The organism is Lentzea sp. NPDC055074, from assembly GCF_053608005.1.
The window spans coordinates 599,590-617,355 of sequence record NZ_JBSGUQ010000003.1 but is presented as its reverse complement, the minus strand read 5'-3'; the positions used below and the strand labels follow the sequence as shown (position 1 = coordinate 617,355).

The 17,766-nt window shown below is 70.6% G+C and carries 18 protein-coding genes; 5 read left to right on the top strand and 13 right to left on the bottom strand.

Annotated elements, in window-relative coordinates; genetic code table 11:
• Positions 1–91: 91 nt before the first annotated feature.
• On the bottom strand, positions 92–874 hold the full coding sequence (locus ACWF7A_RS10035; protein ID WP_452250085.1) for an MBL fold metallo-hydrolase: 783 nt from the start codon (positions 872–874) through the stop codon (positions 92–94).
• A gap of 89 nt (positions 875–963) precedes the next feature.
• Between ACWF7A_RS10035 and ACWF7A_RS10030 the strand changes: the two genes are divergently transcribed.
• Positions 964–1,566: a TetR/AcrR family transcriptional regulator gene (locus ACWF7A_RS10030; protein WP_452250084.1), complete on the top strand. Its 603-nt coding sequence runs from the start codon at positions 964–966 to the stop codon at positions 1,564–1,566.
• Here the strand turns inward: ACWF7A_RS10030 and ACWF7A_RS10025 are convergent.
• From ACWF7A_RS10025 to ACWF7A_RS10010, 4 genes are read right to left on the bottom strand one after another with little or no spacing between them, the layout of a single operon-like run.
• A complete protein-coding gene (locus ACWF7A_RS10025) occupies positions 1,557–2,054 on the bottom strand; it encodes a MarR family winged helix-turn-helix transcriptional regulator (RefSeq protein ID WP_452250083.1) in 498 nt (165 codons plus the stop codon). The two genes, ACWF7A_RS10030 and ACWF7A_RS10025, sit on opposite strands and share 10 nt — an antisense overlap.
• A gap of 44 nt (positions 2,055–2,098) precedes the next feature.
• The gene (locus tag ACWF7A_RS10020; protein ID WP_452250082.1) at positions 2,099–2,689 is read right to left on the bottom strand and encodes a nitroreductase family protein; all 591 of its coding nucleotides are present in this window, start codon (positions 2,687–2,689) and stop codon (positions 2,099–2,101) included.
• Between the two features lie 23 nt (positions 2,690–2,712).
• Positions 2,713–3,351: a GTP cyclohydrolase II gene (locus tag ACWF7A_RS10015; protein WP_452250081.1), complete on the bottom strand. Its 639-nt coding sequence runs from the start codon at positions 3,349–3,351 to the stop codon at positions 2,713–2,715.
• A 58-nt stretch (positions 3,352–3,409) separates the two neighbouring features.
• On the bottom strand, positions 3,410–4,657 hold the full coding sequence (locus ACWF7A_RS10010) for an MFS transporter (RefSeq protein ID WP_452250080.1): 1,248 nt from the start codon (positions 4,655–4,657) through the stop codon (positions 3,410–3,412).
• Between the two features lie 54 nt (positions 4,658–4,711).
• On the opposite strand from ACWF7A_RS10010, the gene ACWF7A_RS10005 reads away from it, so the two are divergent.
• Positions 4,712–5,437, top strand: coding sequence for an AraC family transcriptional regulator (locus tag ACWF7A_RS10005; protein WP_452250079.1), 726 nt, complete (start codon positions 4,712–4,714; stop codon positions 5,435–5,437).
• A 5-nt stretch (positions 5,438–5,442) separates the two neighbouring features.
• Here ACWF7A_RS10005 and ACWF7A_RS10000 read toward each other — a convergent pair whose 3' ends face one another.
• Positions 5,443–5,886: a YdeI/OmpD-associated family protein gene (locus tag ACWF7A_RS10000; protein WP_452250078.1), complete on the bottom strand. Its 444-nt coding sequence runs from the start codon at positions 5,884–5,886 to the stop codon at positions 5,443–5,445.
• Between the two features lie 234 nt (positions 5,887–6,120).
• On the opposite strand from ACWF7A_RS10000, the gene ACWF7A_RS09995 reads away from it, so the two are divergent.
• On the top strand, positions 6,121–6,630 hold the full coding sequence (locus ACWF7A_RS09995) for an N-acetyltransferase family protein (protein WP_452250077.1): 510 nt from the start codon (positions 6,121–6,123) through the stop codon (positions 6,628–6,630).
• A 57-nt stretch (positions 6,631–6,687) separates the two neighbouring features.
• On the opposite strand, the gene ACWF7A_RS09990 is transcribed toward ACWF7A_RS09995, so the two are convergent.
• The 3 genes from ACWF7A_RS09990 to ACWF7A_RS09980 all read right to left on the bottom strand — a co-directional run bounded on the left by ACWF7A_RS09990 (position 6,688) and on the right by ACWF7A_RS09980 (position 8,906).
• On the bottom strand, positions 6,688–6,981 hold the full coding sequence (locus ACWF7A_RS09990) for a DUF4342 domain-containing protein (RefSeq protein WP_452250076.1): 294 nt from the start codon (positions 6,979–6,981) through the stop codon (positions 6,688–6,690).
• Positions 6,982–7,047: 66 nt separating this feature from the next.
• Positions 7,048–8,259, bottom strand: a complete 1,212-nt coding sequence (locus ACWF7A_RS09985; protein ID WP_452250075.1) for a CynX/NimT family MFS transporter — start codon at positions 8,257–8,259, stop codon at positions 7,048–7,050.
• Positions 8,260–8,333: 74 nt separating this feature from the next.
• Positions 8,334–8,906, bottom strand: a complete 573-nt coding sequence (locus tag ACWF7A_RS09980; RefSeq protein WP_452250074.1) for a malectin domain-containing carbohydrate-binding protein — start codon at positions 8,904–8,906, stop codon at positions 8,334–8,336.
• A 180-nt stretch (positions 8,907–9,086) separates the two neighbouring features.
• Here ACWF7A_RS09980 and ACWF7A_RS09975 point away from each other — a divergent pair, with 180 nt between their 5' ends.
• Positions 9,087–9,995 (top strand): DUF1996 domain-containing protein, encoded by a 909-nt coding sequence (locus ACWF7A_RS09975; RefSeq protein WP_452250073.1) that lies wholly within the window; start codon positions 9,087–9,089, stop codon positions 9,993–9,995.
• Positions 9,996–10,027: 32 nt separating this feature from the next.
• A complete protein-coding gene (locus ACWF7A_RS09970) occupies positions 10,028–10,516 on the top strand; it encodes a DUF305 domain-containing protein (protein ID WP_452250072.1) in 489 nt (162 codons plus the stop codon).
• Here ACWF7A_RS09970 and ACWF7A_RS09965 read toward each other — a convergent pair.
• The 4 genes from ACWF7A_RS09965 to ACWF7A_RS09950 form a co-directional block, all read right to left on the bottom strand.
• Complete coding sequence (locus ACWF7A_RS09965) at positions 10,507–12,702, bottom strand: discoidin domain-containing protein (RefSeq protein ID WP_452250071.1); 2,196 nt, start codon at positions 12,700–12,702, stop codon at positions 10,507–10,509. The two genes, ACWF7A_RS09970 and ACWF7A_RS09965, sit on opposite strands and share 10 nt — an antisense overlap.
• Before the next feature lie 94 nt (positions 12,703–12,796).
• Positions 12,797–13,810 (bottom strand): LacI family DNA-binding transcriptional regulator, encoded by a 1,014-nt coding sequence (locus tag ACWF7A_RS09960; RefSeq protein ID WP_452250070.1) that lies wholly within the window; start codon positions 13,808–13,810, stop codon positions 12,797–12,799.
• A gap of 39 nt (positions 13,811–13,849) precedes the next feature.
• Positions 13,850–16,945 carry a PA14 domain-containing protein gene (locus ACWF7A_RS09955; RefSeq protein WP_452250069.1) on the bottom strand — a complete coding sequence of 1,032 codons (3,096 nt, stop codon included), beginning with the start codon at positions 16,943–16,945 and terminating at the stop codon, positions 13,850–13,852.
• 168 nt (positions 16,946–17,113) lie between these two features.
• A complete protein-coding gene (locus tag ACWF7A_RS09950; protein WP_452250068.1) occupies positions 17,114–17,758 on the bottom strand; it encodes an HAD-IA family hydrolase in 645 nt (214 codons plus the stop codon).
• Positions 17,759–17,766: the final 8 nt, after the last annotated feature.

Sequence of the window (17,766 nt, the reverse complement as noted above, 5' to 3'; positions counted from 1 at the left end):
GTGCCCGCGCGCCGGGCGGAGGACCTGGTGGACGACCACCAGCGCCACGGCCGCCGCGAGCATCGCGGCTGTCGGCCGACCGGCCACACCCTCAGGAAGCCAGGTCCAGCCACTCCCCGACAGCCAGCACGTGCGCGCGTTTCCCGGCGTGCTCGCGGAACTCCCCCTCCGGGTCGCCCACCTCGACGTACCCCGGCAGCTTGAACGGCTGCTCGGTCTCGTAGTGCATCGGCACCGCGTACCGGGCACCCAGGATCTCCGCCGCCGCGGCCGCCTGGAACGGGTCCATCGCCGCCGTGACCGGGCTCGGCGGCTGCAGGTGCGGCGCGTCGACCACCGCGCCGTTGGCGGGCAGGAACGCCGCGTCGAACGGGCTGAACCGGCGCGCGACCAGCCACCACCAGCCGTGGAACATCGTGTCACCGCCGTGGAAGACGCGCTGCCCGTCCGCCTCGACGACCCAGTTCAGCTGCGGGTCGCCCAGCCCGTCGATGGACGGCACGGCCGTGACCCGGAACGGCCCGAACTCCCGCACGGACCAGGTGTCGACCACCTCGGCGGCCATCCCGTGCTCGACCAGTTCGCGCTCGCTCAGCAACGTCGCCACGTTGTCCACGTCGTCGCCGTGCCCGCGCGCCGGGCGGAGGACCGGCGCACGCCGGGGCAGTGCCTCCGCGAGTGCCGACGCGTCGGTGTGGTCGCGGTGCAGGTGCGTGACCAGCGCGGCGGTGGCCTTCCCGCTCGGCGCGGCCAGCCCGATGCCGGGCTTCCAGCCCGTGAAGAGGGGCGACAGGTCCCGCACGTAGTCGATCAGCACCGTCCTGCCTGCCGCCTCGACCTCGAGACCCGCCCAGCCCAGCCGTCGTACTCGCATCCCAGAACTCCTTCGCGGTGGTTGCGGCGAAGTTAGCGTACGAACGTTCTCCAAATCAATAGCGAACGAGCGTGCGCTATTGTTGCGGCATGTCACCGCGCCGCTCCGCCGCCGAGGCCCTGATCACCCGAGCCCGGATCCTGGGCCGCGCTGCGGAGATCGCCTCGGAGGAGGGCCTGGAGGGCCTCACCATCGGCCGTCTCGCCGACGAGCTGGAGATGAGCAAGTCCGGGGTGCACAAGCACTTCGGCACGAAGGAGACGCTGCAGGTCTCCACTTTGGACAAGGCGTTCGTCGACTTCTGGCAGCGGTACGTGGAGCCCGCGCTGACCGAACGGCCCGGCCTGCGCCGGCTGCGCGTGCTGTGCGACAGCTCCGTGCGCTACCTCGCCGATCCGCCGCTGCCCGGCGGATGCCTGGTGACGGCGTCGCTGAGCGAGTTCGACGGCCGTCCCGGCGCGGTGCGCGACGCGGTGGTCGAGGCGTGGTCGCGCTGGCAGGAGCAGCTGCGCGCCGACCTGGTCACCGCCGTCGAGCTGGACGAGCTACCGGGGCACTTCGACGTCGAGCAGGCGTTGTTCGAGATCCTCGCCGCCGGCTTCGCGCTGAACGCGGCCATGCAGCTCCAGCACGACCAGGAGGCGCCGAAGCGGGCCCGCCTCGCGATGGAGCGGGCGCTGGGTCAGCCCTGAGCCGGGGTGCCGTCGAGGACCGGCAGGAGCTTCGCGGTGATCTCTCCCAGCCGGGCGACGTCGTCACTCGACAGGTGGTCGAAGACGAGCCTGCGCACCTCGGCGAGGTGACCCGGCGCGGCGGCGCGCAGGAAGTCGTGGCCTCCGCCGGTGAGCGCGGCGACCTGGCCGCGCTTGTCCGTCGGACACGCCCGGCGCTCGACCCAGCCGCGTTCCTCCAGGGAGGAGACGGCGTGCGAGAGCCTGGTCGTGGTGGTGCCCGCCTTGCGGGCGAGCTGCGTCATGCGCATGCTGCCGCCGGGCTCGGCGCTGAGCATCGCGAGGATCCGGTAGTGGGCGTGCGTGAGGTCGGCGTCGTCGCGCAGCTGCCGGTCGAGCGCGGTCGGCAGCAACATCAGGAGCTGCGTGATGTTCAGCCAGGTCGTCATCTCGGCACTGGTCAGCCACCGGGGCTCGGCGGCGGCAGGTGCGGGGCGAACGTCGGTCACCACGCCATCCTCCCCTCTCCCGGGTCTGCCGGGGTACTGGAGCGTCACACCTGGACCGGAAGCAGGAGCTCGTCGATCGGCAGACGCACGCGGGCGGCGGCCTCGCGTTCGGCGAGGGGCTCGTTCAGCCGGGCGGGCTCGGCGCGCAGGCCGATGGCGACGACCACCAGTGGCGTCACGCCGTCCGCCCCGAGCACCGACGTGAGCCGGTCGCGGTCGAAGCCGCCCATCTGGTGCACCGCCAGTCCTTCGGCCTCGGCCTGCACCGACAGGTGTGCCGCGGCCTGACCCGCGTCGTAGACGGCCCACGGCTGCGCGGCGCCGTCGGCGTTCGTCGTCCGGGCCGCGACGACGATCAGCGCGGACGCGTCCCGCGCCCAGACCTGGTTGCCACCGGCCAGGGTCCCGAGCACCGCCGCGTGCTCGGCGGTGCCGCGGTGCGCCACGGCGAACCGCCACGGCTGGGTGTTCGAGGCGCTCGGTGCCCACCGGGCCGCCTCCAGCAGGGCCGTCACCTGCTCGTCCGCGAGCTCGTGGCCCGGCTCGAACGCGCGGGAGCTCCAGCGCCGCGACAGCAGCGGGTGCACCGGTACGCCGGTCGCGGCGTTCTTGTGGTCGATCACGTCGAGCGTCATGGTCTTCGCGGTCCTTCGTGGAGTCAGGCGGCCGGGAGGGCGAGGGTGTGGTGCGTGCGGGACACCTTCGCGGAGAGGTAGGCGGCGTTGGCGCCGGTGAGGTGCACGCCGGTCGGCACCTGCTCGACGACCCGCACGCCGAGGGCGTCCAGCTGCAGCGCCTTGTCGGGGTTGTTGCTGAGCAACCGGATCCGGTCGGCCCCGAGCGCCTGCAGCATCTGCGCGGCCGCCGAGTAGTCGCGCTCGTCCTCCCCGCGGCCCAGCGCGAGGTTCGCCTCGTAGGTGTCGAGGCCGGAGTCCTGCAGGGCGTAGGCGTCGAGCTTGGCGTACAGGCCGATGCCACGCCCCTCCTGCCGCAGGTACAGCAGGAAGCCGCCCGCGCCGGAGATCCGTTCCACCGCCTCGCGCAGCTGGGGACCGCAGTCGCACCGCTGCGAGCCGAACACGTCCCCGGTGAGGCACTCGCTGTGCGGCCGCACGAGAGGAGCGTCGCCGCGGGCGAGCACGGACCGCCAGTCGCCCAAGGCCAGCGCCAGGTGTTCACGGCCGTCACCGAGCCCGGTGAAGGTGAACACCTCCGCGGTGGTGGTGTACCCGTCGGGGAACTCGAGAGGCACGGTCACCTGCGTGCGGACTGCCGCCGGCTTCAGGGCGATGCTCATGCCAGCCTCCGGTTTGTTGAAGTTTCACATATGAGGGTGCACCCTTTATATTGAAACTTCAACGAGAAACCGCGTGGGCTGCGTCACCGGACGCCTGGCGTGCGTCGTAGCGCCAGAACGGCCGCACGCACACCGCCGCGACGACCACGACCGCGATGCAGAGCAGTGCGGCACCGGACCAGGCCAGCGTGAACGTCGTGGCCGCCGCCATGAACCCGGCGCGCAGGTCGCCCAGGCGCGGTCCGCCGTTCACCACCACGGTGAAGACGCCCTGCAGCCGCCCGCGCAGGCGGTCCGGCACGAACGTCTGCAGGATCGCCTGGCGGTAGACGGCGCTGACGAAGTCCGCGGCACCCGCGACGACCAGCAACAGCACGACCACCCAGAGGCTCGTCACGAAGCCCGCGACGGCGACGGCCGCCGACCAGACGACCACGGCGAGCGTGAGCGCCACGCCCTGCCGGCGGACGCCCCCGATCCAGCCGCTGACCAGCCCGGCCAGGATCGAGCCGACCGCGATCGCCGAGTACAGCGGGCCCACACCGCCGTCGAACCGAGTGGCGGCGGCCTGCGGGAACAACGCCTCCGGCGTCGCCAGCACCATGGCCGCGATGTCGACCGCGAACGACATCATCAGCACCGGGTTGCCACCCAGGAACCGCAGCCCCTCCACGACGGACCTCAGCCCGGGCCGCCCGGCGCGGTCCGCCACCGCGAACGACGGCAGCCTCGCCGTGGCGTACAGCGAAGCGGTGAACAGCACCGCATCCGTGGCATAGGCGTAGGTGAACCCGTTCGGCAACTGCACCAGGACACCGGCCAGCAGCGGTCCGAGCACCTGGCCGAGGGTGGACATGGTGTAGCTCAACGCGTTGGCGGCCGGCACCAGTTCGGTCGGCACCAGCAACGGCACGATCGCGCCTCGCCCGGACGCCGACACCGCGAAGCTCGCGGACTGCACGGCCACCAGCCCGAGGATCAGCACCGGCGAACGCACGTCCGCACTGCTCTGGGTGAGCAGTGCGAGCGTCACGACCCACGAGACCGAGGACGAGACCAGGACGAGCTTGCGGCGGTCGACCGCGTCCGCGACCGCGCCTCCGTAGAGGCCGAACACCACGACCGGCACCAGGCCCACCACGCCGCTGAGCCCGACGACGAGCGACGAGCGCGTGAGGTCGTAGAGCTGCACGGGCACCGTCACCGCGGTGATCATCATGCCGACGACGGCGGTGCCCTGGCCGAGGAAGGACCTGCGGAAGTCCGGGATCGACAGGGGCCGGGTGTCGGCGAAGAACCGTCTCATGCGGTCAACGGTGATCCACTGGCGTCACGAAAACTTCCGATAAACTGCCCACTCGTGTCGCAATACCGCCACGAGGTCAACGCCGGCACCGTCATCGAGCCGCACCGGCATGACGGCGAGCACCAGCTGCTCTACGTGAGCAACGGCATCTTCGCGACGACGACCGAGCACGGCACGTGGGTCGCCAGCGCACAACGGGCGGTCTGGACCCCGGCGCAGACCTGGCACGAGCACCGCGTCTACGGCCACGCCCTCGTGCACCTGTTCCGGTTCCCGCCGCAGGAGGTCCTGTTCCCGGGCGACCGCCCGACGGTGATCACGGTGACGAACCTGCTGCGCGAACTGCTGATGGCGTGCACCGAACCCGGTGTCCCCGAGGCCGAGGCGGAACGCCTGCGTGCCGTGATCCGCGACCGCGTCCGCCGCGCCGACCTGGCGTCGCTGACCCTGCCCACCGCCCGCGACCAGCGGCTCGCCGACGCGTGCCGGCTCGTCACCGACGACCTGACCCGCCCGCGCACGATCACGTGGCTCGCCGCCAGGGCCGGCACGAGCGACCGCCACCTGGCCCGCCTGTTCCGCACCGAGTTCGGCACCACGTATCCCCAGTGGCGCACCAACGTGCGGGTCTTCCAGGCGATGATCGAGCTCAGCGGCGGCGCCACCGTCACCGAGACCGCGCACCGCTGCGGCTGGGCGACGACGAGCGCGTTCGTGGACACGTTCTCCCGCACGATGGGCCAGACCCCCGGCGCCTACCGCGCCGCCGAGGCCGGCTGAGACCGTCAGGACAGCTCGGCGATGATCTTCTCGATGCGCCGCGCACGGGTCTCGGCCTGCTTGGCCGCCGCCACCGCCTCGGCCCGCTGCCGCTGGTTGCTGTAGGACAACGCCCTGAACGCGGCGAGCGTGCCGGGCTTCTCGTCGAACGCCGCCGCGAGGTCGTCGGGCAGGACGACGGTGCGTGCCGCCAGGTCCGGTTCCAGCGTCACCTCGACGGTGTCCCCGGCGCCGACGCCCGCGGCCTCCCGGTTGGCGGCGCTCAGGCCCAGCATGAAGTCACCGTCGTACACGGCCACGGTGCTGCGGTAGGTGTGGGCGCCGATGGTCACCGACACCTTGGGCTTCTTGCCCTGCCCCAGTGCCTCGACGACGTCCGCCGGGACGCGGAAGCCGGTCGCGGTCTTGCCGTTGAGCTCGATCCGGGTGGTGAACGTGTGGCGCGTCAAGGTCCGTCCTCCCGCAGTACGACCGTCTCTCCGGGAGGGAAGGTAATCGGTTGAGCGGGCTCGTGCTCCGCTGACACACTTCCGCCGGTCAGGCGCCACGGCGACTCCCGCACCCGGCAACCTGCTGACCAGCCGAGGGCGTCTCGGCGCTGTCACCGACCTCGGTGTCGGCGACCTCGCCGATCAGTCGAAAATGGATGGTGGCGAGCGGGAGAGGTCTGCAGGATGAAAGCCGTGCAGTCACCTGAAAAGACCGTGATCCGCGAAGCGCGTGAAGACGACTGGCCGCAGATCTGGCCGATCCTCCGCGAGGTCGTCACCGAGCAGCGGACCATCCCCTACGACCCCGCGCTGACCGAGCCCGACGCGAAGCGGATGTGGCTGCTGGCCGCGCCGGCGAGGGTCGTCGTGGCCACCGACGGGGAGCGGGTGCTCGGCACCGCGAACATGTACGCCAACCGGCCGGGCGCCGGGAGCCACGTCGCGTCCGGCACGCTGATGGTCGCCGGGCAGGCACGGGGCGCCGGTGTGGGCCGCGCCCTCACCACCGACATGATCGGCTGGGCGCGACGCAGCGGGTTCGCGGCGATCCAGTTCAACGCCGTGGTCGACACGAACGCGGCCGCCGTCCGCCTCTACGAGAACCTGGGGTTCGTCACGCTCGGCATCGCGCCCGGAGCGTTTCGCCACCCCGACCTGGGCGACGTCGGCCTGCGCATCATGTGGCTGGACCTCACGAGCTGATCGTGAGCGGGGCGGGGTCGTTCAGATCCCCCTGGACGACCCCGCCCCGACGACGGGCTAGATCCGCTCGGACTCGACCGTCGTCGTCGCGGGCTGGCTGGTGGGCTGCTGGCGGTTCTCGAGCTTGATCCCGCACTTGCCGACCAGCGCGACACCGGCACCGATGGTCGTGGCCACCGGAGCCGCGAACGCCGCGACCACCCCGAGCGCCACCGGCACCTCCAGCACCACGTCGTCCTTGCTGTCACGCACAACTACGCGACGGTTGAAACCCTCGCTGACCAGCCCGCGAACGGCGTCGACCACCGAGTCGACGGCGGTACGGGTGGACTCGGGCTTGGCTTCGCTCATGACTCTCCTCGAACTGCGGAATTCCCCTTACGGCCTCCAGCCTGCCCGTGACCGGGCGCGCTGCCATCAGGGTTCTCCCTGAACTCCGCCTGATCTGCCCCGAGGGACAACGGGGACCCGGCCGACCACGAAGGCGATCGCGACCTGCACGGCGCCGAGCACGCCGACCAGGACGAGCGACGCCGTCCACGAGCCGGTGTGCTCGGCGAGGTAGCCCGCCAGGACCGGGCCGGCCGCCGCGAGCAGGTAACCGAGGGACTGGGCCATTCCGGACAGTTGCGTCGTGCCGTGCGTGCCGTGGCCGCGCAGGCTGATCAACGTGAGCGCGACGACCAGCGACGCTCCCGTGCCGAGGCCGGCGATCACCGCCCACAGGACGCTCCACGCCGGCAGCAGCACGAGCCCGATCACGCCGACGACCATCGGGACGCTGGCGGTGACGGCGGCGGCCACCTGGTCGTGGCCGCGCCGGAGCAGGCGCGGGATCGCGAGGCCGGAGGCGACGCCGACCAGCTGGTAGACGAAGAGGTGGACACCGGCCTGCTCGGCGGGCACGCCCGCGGCGATCTCGACCGTCGGGAACCAGGTGACCATGACGTAGAACGTCGTGGACTGCAGTCCCATGAACGCCGTCACCAGCCACGCGGTCGGCTGCCGCCACACGCTCACCGCCGCACGCGGGTCCGCCGCCCCGGGCTCGGCGACCGGGCCGCCGTTCCAGGCACGCGGGAGCCACAGCACGGCGACGACGAGCGCGGGGACCGCCCAGAACGCGAGCGCGCCGCGCCAGCTCCAGACGTGTGAGAGCGGAACAGCGACGGCCGACGCGATCGAGGCCCCGACGGTGATGCACGCGGAGTAGACGCCGGTCGCCAGGGACACGTGGTCGCGGTAGTCCCGTTTCACGATCGTCGGCACCAGCACGTTGCCGATCGCGATCGCGCAGCCCGTGACGGCCGTGCCGATCCAGAGACCGGCGTCACCGGCGCCGGAGCGCACCGCCGCGCCGATCGCGAGCACGACGAGGGCCGCGAGCAGCGAGCGCTCCAGCCCGAACCGCCGTGCCGGGTGCTGGACCAGCGGGGAGATCGCCGCGAACGCCAGCAGCGGCAGCGCGCCCAGCAGTCCCTGCGCCCCCTCGGTCAGGCCTTCCTCCGCCCCGACCTGCGGCAGCAGCGGGCCGACCGAGGTCAACGCCGGCCGGAGGTTGAGCGCGACCAGGAACACCGACGCGACGAGCACCGGCGCCCACGTGCCCGGCCGCGTGCGCTGGTTCATTCGACCTCCAGGGAAGTGGATGTCGAACATTTGCACGTTTCAGGGCCGGTGTGTCAGATCCCGGACAACACGGGTCAGGGCGCGGGTACCAGCACGATCGCGTTGACCTGCGGCTGGTTGACCTTGCCGCGCACGAAGTCGATCCGCACCGCGCCGTCCTCGTCGGCCGTCACCGCGAAGTCCTTCTCCACGCCGAACGCGGTGAGCGGGGCGTCCGCGCCGGCCTCGACCGCCGTGCCGACGATGTCGAAGTCCTGCAGCACACGGGTTCCGTTGACGTCCACGTCGAAGATCCGCTGCCCCGGCCTGGTGAAGTACCAGTCGAGGAAGTAGAGCCGCAGCTCGTACGCGCCCCCCGCGGTGAGGCCCGTGACCTCGTAGGCCGACTCCAGGTGCCGGGCCGAATACCAGACCTCGTCCGGGATGCGGTGGGTGACCGTGCGGCTGAAGACGGTGTGCGCCCGCTTGTCCGCGGGCTTGGTGTCGGTGAGGCCGCCGGTGCCGAAGGTGTCGGGGAGGAACGTCGCGTCGCCCCCGCCTCCCACGTCCACTTGGACCGGTTCCGCGGCCTGGGACGCGGGTGCCGAGCCGAGGAGCAGCGCTGCCGCCGCCGCGCTCGCCGCGATGAACCTGGTCAGAGTTCGCATGTCCGCACGCTTTCTGGAGGGATGTAGGAGGAGAGCGCTCTCACAACCCTGCCGTCGCACCGTACGACCAGACGTCGGCGGGTGTCAAAGAACCGGTCTTGACACGGCGCGCACGAGGGCGGGAGCCTGGTTGGGAGAGCGCTCTCCAAGCCGGTTTCCCCACTCGGCAGGAGGACACAGGTGTCCCGAAAACTCAGCGCGTTGACGATGACGGCTGCCCTGGTGGCGGCCGTGGTCGTGGTCGCGACCCAGTCGGCTCAGGCCGACGACCTGGTCACGCACCACGAGTTCCAGGCGAACTGCTCGGTCACGACCCACCTCCCGGACGACCCGATCGTCTTCCCGGGACTACCGGGCGCGTCGCACATGCACACTTTCCTCGGCAACCCCTCGACCAACGCCCGCAGCACCAACGACTCGCTCAAGGGAGCCCAGACCAACTGCAAGACGCCGGACGACAAGTCCGCGTACTGGTTCCCGTCGGTCTACAACGGCGACCAGATCGTGCCGCCGAACTTCCCACAGGTGATCTACTACAAGTCCGGCATCCTGCGGTACCAGGACGTCGTGCCGTTCCCGCCGGGCATCCGGTTCGTGGTCGGCAGTCCCACGGCGACGCAGGAGCAGTTCCGCACCGCACCCGGCGCGGTCGAGGGCTGGGAGTGCGGCGACAGCTTCCACAACTGGGACATCCCGGCGTACTGCCCGCCCGGCACGCAGCTCAACGTCCGTTACCAGGCGCCGAGCTGCTGGAACGGCCGTGACCTCGACTCGGCGGACCACAAGTCGCACATGGCCTATCCGGACCGCGCGACGCTGGTCTGCCCGGCCAGTCACCCGGTCGCGGTGCCGATGATCGAGTTCAAGATGGCGTTCCCGGTGTCCGGGGACATGTCCCGCGTGCGGCTCGCCAGCGGCCGCGGGTACACCTGGCACTACGACTTCATGAACGCCTGGGACGCCCCCACCCAGGCCGCGCTCGTCCGCCACTGCGTCAACGGCGGCCTGCAGTGCGACCCGCGCGGGTTCGACCTGTACAAGCCGAATCGGGGTGCCGCCCTCGGACCGGACTACCGGTTGCCGCGGTGAGGTTCCTCGCCTCATGCACCCCAGGGCGGCGCGTGCCCTGGGGTGTTCCCGCGTTGCTGCTGCTGGCGGGGTGCGCCACCGCGCCCGCTCCCCCGCCGGCGCCGGTGTCCCCGTTCAACGCCACGGACACGGCGTGGGTCCAGCTGATGATCCCGATGAACGAACAGCTCCTGCCCGCGCTCGACGCCGCCCCGCCGGCGCTCGCCGAGTTCGCCGCGGCGCTCAGGACGTCGCACACGGCCGAGCTGGTCCACCTGCGACAGTTGCGGGACCGGGCCGGGCTGCCGGACACCAACCTGCACGCCGGGCACCAGATGCCCGGCCTGGTCTCCGAGGCCGACCTGCTGGCCATCCGGACGGACCCCTCCTCGCTCGCGAAGAAGCTCCACGAGCACCTCGACCAGACCGCCGAGCTCGCGCGGAGCGAGCAGGAAAGCGGAACGGACGCCGCGACCAAGGAGTTCGCGGCGTCCGTCGAGTCATCCCGCAGGGATCAGCTCAGCAGGCTCGGTCAGGGGTAGTTGACGACGTACCGGACCTGGTTCGCCAGGTCCGCCTGACCGCCCGTGCCGTTGATGACGTTCGCGATCGTGCCCACGCCACCGAGCGACACCGCTACGAGGTGCGTGAACCGGACACCTGACCGGTTCGGCGCCTCGAAGGCGTTGTCGGTGACCACGCTCGGATTGGCCTGGTTGAAGCAGTAGACGCCGACACCGAACGCCTGGTGCGTGGTCACGGTGTCCGCGACCTTGTAGCCGGCCCAGCCCCGCTTCGAGCCGTTCATCCACGCGGACTGGTTGGGCGGGTCGTAGGGCAGCTCGTTCTGGTACAGGTAGACGCGGCCTCCGTTGCCGTTCCAGATCAGGTTGTGCTGCTGGTAGTGCTCGACGAACAACCCGTAGGCGATGACGTCGTCACCGTTGACGACCACGCCGTTCTGGCCGGGGTTCGCGGTCCAGCTGACGCCCTCGCCGTGGTCGGCGCGCCACACCCAGGTGTGGTCGATGATGGTGTTGCGGCTGTTGACGCGCATGCTGACCGTCGCCTTGCCGGCCTGCGACCCGCCGACGCGCAGGTACACGTCGTGCAGCGAGGTCGGGTTGGCGGCGTGCGAGGTCGCGCTAGAGTCACCGATCTCCAGCAGCACCGGGGAGTTCTGCACCCCCGCGTCGACCAGGAACCCGGCGAGCTTCACACCGTCCACATCGGACGTCGTCAGCGCGGCCTTGCCCGTGGTGGGCGTCAGCGTCGCGAGGCCGAGACCAAGCACGACGGTGTTCGGGCGGGTCACGCGGATCGTGTCGTCGAGCTGGTGGATGCCCGGCGTGAGCAGCAGGTGCTTGCCCTGCTGCAGAGCCGCGTTGATGGTCGCGGCCGGGGTACCGGGCTTGACGATGAAGAAGTCCGCCAGCGACACCGACGTGCCGGGGTTGCCGTTCTCCCAGCTCGTACCCCGGGAGTTCTGGCGCAGCGCGGGCAGGAAGACGCGGTACTCACCGGAGTTGTCGAAGTACAGGTACGGCTTCTCGCGCGTCACCGGCGAGGTGTCGACCGTGGTGTGCGACGGGTTCGGGAAGTTGTTGGGCGGTGCGCCCTGCGTTCCCGCGAAGACCATGTTCCACACCGAACCGGACCAGCCGCCCGCCAGGTTGCTGTTGCGGGTGAGGAACTGCTGCTGCGATCCGGAGACCGTCACGCCGTCGATCTTGCTGTCCACGATCAGGCCACCGCTGGCCCAGCCGTCGTAGCCGTTCCACAGGTGCGCCTGGCCACGCAGGTGCATCCTCCGGTACGCGGTGGCCTGCGAGACCGCCCAGCGCTCGATCTGGTTGGCGGGCAACGTGACCGAGAGGTTCTCGGCGCCGCGCCAGAAGTTCTGCGTGGCGTTGCCGAGGTTGTTCGGGTCGTCGCCCTGCTGCAGCCAGTCGGCCTCGACGCGGATGTGCCCGTTGATGTTCACGTCGTCCGGCATGAGACCGAGACCGGCGATCTGAGTGTAGAAGCGCAGGTTGACGTCGGCGTTGTAGCTGCCCGGCTTGAACAGCACCGCGTGCCGTTGCGGGCCGAACTGGTTCGTCTTCATCTGCGCGGAGATCGCGTCGAGCCTCGACTGCATCTCCGCCTGCGACGAGCCCGGACCGTAGACGTACACGTTCGGGCCGAAGTCCGGGTTGCGCGGGTCGGTCGGCGTGACACCCGGCGTGTCCGGGGTGCCGGTGTAGACCCCCAGCTCCCACAACGAGTAGCCGTAGCCGGTACCGCGCTGGGTGCCCAGGACCCGGACGTAGCGGCCTGAACCGGTGACGTCGAGCGACTGGGTGCCGCCCGTGCCCGTGGTCGTCGAGTACACGTCACGCCACGAGCTCGCGGCCGCCGTGTCGGACACCTGGACCTGGAAGGCCTTGCCGTACGCACCCTCCCAGTTCAGGGCCACGCGGCAGACCTGTTGCGTGGAGCCGAGGTCGACCTGCAGCCACTGCGGGTCGGAGAACTGGGAGGACCAGCGGGTTCCCGCGTTGCCGTCCACGGCGGCCGACGCGGGTGTGCCACCGTTCTCGGTCGACGACGCGGTGGCGGGGCGGTTGAGGGCGACGTTGCTGGTGCCGCACGCGGCGGCTCCAGCCTGCGACGTGGCGCTGACAGTGGTCACCAAACACAGAGCGGCAGCGGCGAACGCGGCGGCCCTGGACAGGGTTGAGCCCATGATCCTGCCTGACGGGGGAAGGGCTGAAAGCCTTGGACAGGGGCGTGAGAGCGCTCTCCCAAGGCACGTTAACGCCGCGTGTCGGGCAGGTCAATCAGGCAGAGGCCCGGACGACGAGTTCCGGTTCGAAGATGACGGATCTCGGCCGTTGTCCCGGTTTTTCCAGGTCGGCGAGCAGGAGGTCGGCCATCTGCGCGGCCATCCGCTCCACGGGCTGCCGGACCGTGGTGAGCTGCGGCCGGCACGCGAGGGCCGGGGCGCTGTCGTCGAACCCGACCACCGCGACGGCGTCGGGCACGCGCAGTCCGTGCTCCAGCAGCACGTCGACGGCCGCCTGCGCCATCAGGTCGTTCGCGGCGAACACGGCGTCGAGGTCGGGGCACTCGGCCAGCAGCTGGTGCATCGCCGCCGCGCCGCTCTCGGCCGTGAAGCCGCCCTCGACCGTCGGGACGTACGGGAAACCGTGGCGGGCCATGGCGTCGCGGAAGCCGGCGTGCCGGTCCTGGCTCGCCAGGACGTCCATCGGGCCGGAGATCGCGGTGATGTTGTACCGGCCCGTCGCCACGAGGTGGTCGGCGGCGAGCCTGCCGCCCGCGCGGTGGTCCATGTCGACGTAGCTGACCGGCATCGGGCTGCCGGGCCGCGCGTAGAGCACCGACGGGACGCCGGCGTCGAGCAGGCGGGCGGGCAGCGGGTCGGCGGGGTGGGTGGACACCAGCAGCGCGCCGTCGGCGCTGCCCTGTCTGAGGAACTCGACGACCTCGGTCCGCGCGTGGTCCGAGTCGGCGAGCATGAGGACCGGGTGGACGCTGTGGCCGCGCAGGAAGTCGACCACGCCCGCCGTGACGCGGCCGAAGAACGGGTCGGTGAAGACGTCCGATCCCCCGCCGGCGCCGGAGATCACCAGCGCGACGGTGCCGGTGCGCCGGGTGACGAGAGACCGGGCCACGCGGTTGGGCGTGTACCCGGTCTGCTCGATCGCGTTGCGCACCGTCTCCTGGATGTCGGGATCGACGTTCCGCGTGCCGTTGACGACACGCGAGACCGTCGCGCGGGACACTCCCGCGACCTTCGCGACGTCCTCCAGCGTGGGCGCAACCTTGCTCATACGACGGTTGTACCACGTCCGGAGAGCGTTCTCCCTAGATCAGGAGGTGACGCGGACGTCCTTGATCGCACCAGGCCAGAAATCGACGTTCTGGCCGTTGTACTTGGCACGTCCCACGGTGAACGCGCCGGTGCTCACGATCGCCGGTCCCGCCGCGGCGGTCGCGACGAGCGCGCCGTCCACGTAGAGCCGGATCTCGTTGCCCTTGCGCTCTCCCTTGAGCTCGTACCAGCGGCCGATCTCCGGCGTGGTCTCGAACCGGGCGCGGTTGCCACCCGGCGTGCTGAACGCCCAGGCGCCCTGCCCGTACTGCAGGTAGAAGGGGTTCTCCCGTTCCCTGCCGTCCTGGCTCACCGCGGAGGCGTAGTTGGCGGGCACCTCGTCCAGCTTGACCTTCGCGGACACCGTGTAGTCCTTGGTCGTGTCGACGACCGGGCCGTAGGTGTCAGCCGAGCCGTTCTTGAACTGCAGCGCGCCGTCCTTCCACGTGGCGCCGGTCGGGCTGAGCGTCAGCGGGTTCTTGCCGGTCGAGTCCTTGGCCGTGGCGCCCTTGGTCTCGTTCAGCTTCCACTCGCCACTGCCCGCGTACGGGTACGGCTTGCCCGCGTTGGCCCCGGCCTCGATGACGCGCCGGTTGATCTCGCGGACGGGACCGGGGTCGACCTTGATGCGCTTGCGGTCGTAGGTCCAGAGCCCGTTGAGCTCACCTTCGAGGTCCGTGACCTGCGTGTAGACCGACGCGGACATCTCCTGCCGCGCCTGCCCCAGGTAGAACGTGCGGGTGTTGTCGACGTACTTGGCCGTCAGCGCCGCCTTGTCCGCCACGCCGCTGTAGATCGCGATCGGCGCGCCCGGCCACTGGTGTCCCGGCGTGCGCAGCGTGAAGCCGCCGTGCTCGCCGTCCATCACGACTCGCTTGCCGTCCGGACGGGCCGGGTCGGTGTTGTTGTAGTCGTGGTGGTCGATGACGTCACCCTTGCCGCTGTCGCCCTTGGACGCGCAGCAGTTCACGCCGCTGTGCGCGCTGACGACCCGGCTCGGGTCGATCGCCTTGACCTCGTCGGTGATCTGACCGGTGACGGTCCTGTCCCACTCGCCCCAGCCCTCGTTGAACACGATCCAGGCGTAGATCGACGGGTAGTTCTGGAGCTGGTGCATCAGCTCCTTGCCCTCCTTGACGAACCGCTCCTGCGAGAGCGGGTCGTTGCCGTCCTCGAGGGCCACGAAGTCCTGCCACACGAGCAGCCCGAGCCGGTCCGCGTGGTAGTACCAGCGGGCGGGTTCGGCCTTGATGTGCTTGCGGACCGCGTTGAAGCCGAGGTCCTTCTGCGCCTGCAGGTCGAACACCAGCGCCTCGTCGCTCGGTGCGGTGTTCAGGCCGTCCGGGTAGAAGCCCTGGTCGAGCTGCATCAGGTTGAAGATCGGCTGGCCGTTGAGCGTCAGCTTCGGGGTGCCGCCGACGTTCGCGATGCCGGTGGAGCGCATGCCGAAGTAGCTCTTGACCTTGTCCTTGCCGAGCGTGATGTCGAGCTTGTAGAGGTACGGGTCGTCCGGCGTCCACAGGTGCGCGTTCGGCACCGGCAGCGTCAGGTCCGAGTTCGCCGGACCGGTGACGGTGCCGACCTGCTTGCCCCTGGCGTCACGCGCGACGGCCGTGACCGTGGCCGTGCCGGCGGACTTGACGTTCACCCTGAGCGAGCTCGTGGCGAGGTCCGGGGTCGTCTTGATCTCGTCGATGCCCTTGTCCGCCACCGGTTCGAGCCACACGGTCTGCCAGATGCCCGACGACGGCGTGTAGAAGATGCCGCTGGGGTTGGGCGACTGCTTGCCCTTGGGCTGGTTCGGGCCGGTGGTGTCGGTGACGGCGACGACGATCTCCTGCTCACCGCCGCGCTTGAGGGCGTCGGTGATGTCCGCGCCGAACGCCGTGTAGCCACCGGTGTGCTCGGCGACCAGCTTGCCGTTCACCCAGACCTTGGCCTCGTAGTCGACCGCGCCGAAGTTGAGCTTCAGCCGTTGCCCGGAGCCGATCCGCCAGTCGTTCGGGACGTTGACCGTGCGGCGGTAGAACATGTGGTCCTCGTGCCGTTCGAGGCCGGAGAGCTGCGACTCGATCGGGTACGGGACGACGACCTTCTCGCGCAGCTTCTTCCCGAACACCGGCTGCTCGCCGGCCTTCGCGCCCGCGAACTCCCACGGTCCGTTGAGGTTGAGCCACTTGTCGCGCTCGAGCTGCGGCCTCGGGTACTCCGGCAGCGGGTTGCGCGTGTCGACCTTCTCGCCCCACGGCGTCCTGAGCCGTTCCGTGGAGACGTTGCCGGTCGTGCGAGCGGTCTTCTCGACCTTCTTGCCGTCGACCGCGAGCGCGCCCGCGCCGTCGTAGTAGATCCGGACCCGCTGGCCCTTCAGCACCCGCTCACCGAGCCGGATCGTCGCCCGGTTGCGGTTCGTGGTGATGGCCGAGATCGGGAACGGGGTGGCGTCGACCTCGACGCGCAGGTGCTCCTTCAGGTCGTTGACGCCCGTGACGCGGCCACCGAAGTCCGCGGTCAGGGTGCGCCCGTCCCGGGAGACCTCGGCCGTGCGCGGCACGACCTGGAAGTCGGCGGGCGGCGTGAACGCGGACTCGGGCACGAGCTGCTTGGGCGTGGTCGCGCTCGACCAGCGCAGGAACATGTTGGCGCCGCCGACGTCCTGGAACATCTCCATCTTGAACGCGTACTGGCGGCCGGCGGTGAGCGTCACCGGCGCGCTGGTCTGCTCGCGGTCCCAGTCGGGCACCCAGTGGTCGATCACGGGTTTGTCGTCGATCAGCAGCCGGAACCCGTTGTCCCCGACGGCGTGGAAGGTGTAGTCGCCGGTCTGCGGCACCGCGATCTGCCCGGTCCAGCGGGCCGTCGTGTGTTCGGTGCGGCCGGCCAGGAACCCGAACACACCGGTCAGGTCCCCTTGGTTCATGTCGGCGTCGAGCACGGTGCCGGCCAGGTTCGCGAAGTCCCGCGCGCCCGGTGCCGACATGGTGAAGTACTCGCCCTTCAGGCCGTGCACGGGCTCGGCGGCACCTGCGGACGCTGTGCCGGGCGCTACGCCCAGCGCCAGCAGCAGAGCTACGAGTACGGGGGCGGCTTTCTTCATCGGCGAAGATCCCCTTCGTTTTACAACGTTGTAAGAGCGCTCCCACACATCAACGCACACGATTCAACATCGGGGCTACGGCCGTTCGGAGGTATCGGGCATGTCAAACCGGACAAGTTTCCGGGAGATGACGGTGGTGGGTCGTGAGGTCTGGAACGGGTCCAGACCTCACGCGGGCCGACGGAGCTCCCCGGACACCTCGAGGCCGTGGCCGGTCCACCGGACCGAACGCAGGTCCCGCACGACGACCGGCGCCGGTGTGTGCAGCGCGCCCTCGCCGACACCGACCACGGTGGCGGCCTCGGCGGCGAGCCCTGCGGCGATCCCGTTGCCGCTGTCCTCGAAGATCACGCACTCGCCGATCGGCAGCCCGAGCTTGCCGGCGGCCTTCAGGTAGCCCTCGGGGTCGGGCTTGCCGTGCGTGACGTCGTCACCGTTGATGACCACCGACGGCAGCGGGATGCCCACCGCGGCCAGCCGGACCGTGAGCAGCTCCGGCGGGGCGGACGTGACCAGCGCCCAGTTGCCCGGCAACGAGTCGACCAGTTCGCGGGCGCCGGGGATCGGGTCGGTCGAGCCGGCGTCGGCGACCTCGATCTCGTTGATCCGCGCCAGCGCCTCGGCGTGCGAGGACTCGGGGACGTGCAGGCGGACGGTGTCCGTGGCGCGACGGCCGTGCAGCCCGCGCAGGACGTCCTCGGGGTCGACGCCGTACTCGTGCGCCCACTGCGTCCACGCGTGTTCGGCGGAGACCGTCGAGTCGGTCAGCACGCCGTCCATGTCGAACAGCACCGCCTGGCAGGCCAGGTCCATCGTTCTCC

What these genes read in the sequence shown, in the direction of transcription:
- ACWF7A_RS10035 (WP_452250085.1), bottom strand. Translation starts at nt 874, where the DNA reads ATGCGAGTACGACGGCTGGGCTGGGCGGGTCTCGAGGTCGAGGCGGCA.
- ACWF7A_RS10030 (WP_452250084.1), top strand. Translation starts at nt 964, where the DNA reads ATGTCACCGCGCCGCTCCGCCGCCGAGGCCCTGATCACCCGAGCCCGG.
- ACWF7A_RS10020 (WP_452250082.1), bottom strand. Translation starts at nt 2,689, where the DNA reads ATGACGCTCGACGTGATCGACCACAAGAACGCCGCGACCGGCGTACCG.
- ACWF7A_RS10015 (WP_452250081.1), bottom strand. Translation starts at nt 3,351, where the DNA reads ATGAGCATCGCCCTGAAGCCGGCGGCAGTCCGCACGCAGGTGACCGTG.
- ACWF7A_RS10010 (WP_452250080.1), bottom strand. Translation starts at nt 4,657, where the DNA reads ATGAGACGGTTCTTCGCCGACACCCGGCCCCTGTCGATCCCGGACTTC.
- ACWF7A_RS09990 (WP_452250076.1), bottom strand. Translation starts at nt 6,981, where the DNA reads ATGAGCGAAGCCAAGCCCGAGTCCACCCGTACCGCCGTCGACTCGGTG.
- ACWF7A_RS09985 (WP_452250075.1), bottom strand. Translation starts at nt 8,259, where the DNA reads ATGAACCAGCGCACGCGGCCGGGCACGTGGGCGCCGGTGCTCGTCGCG.
- ACWF7A_RS09980 (WP_452250074.1), bottom strand. Translation starts at nt 8,906, where the DNA reads ATGCGAACTCTGACCAGGTTCATCGCGGCGAGCGCGGCGGCGGCAGCG.
- ACWF7A_RS09965 (WP_452250071.1), bottom strand. Translation starts at nt 12,702, where the DNA reads ATGGGCTCAACCCTGTCCAGGGCCGCCGCGTTCGCCGCTGCCGCTCTG.
- ACWF7A_RS09960 (WP_452250070.1), bottom strand. Translation starts at nt 13,810, where the DNA reads ATGAGCAAGGTTGCGCCCACGCTGGAGGACGTCGCGAAGGTCGCGGGA.
- ACWF7A_RS09955 (WP_452250069.1), bottom strand. Translation starts at nt 16,945, where the DNA reads ATGAAGAAAGCCGCCCCCGTACTCGTAGCTCTGCTGCTGGCGCTGGGC.
- ACWF7A_RS09950 (WP_452250068.1), bottom strand. Translation starts at nt 17,758, where the DNA reads ATGGACCTGGCCTGCCAGGCGGTGCTGTTCGACATGGACGGCGTGCTG.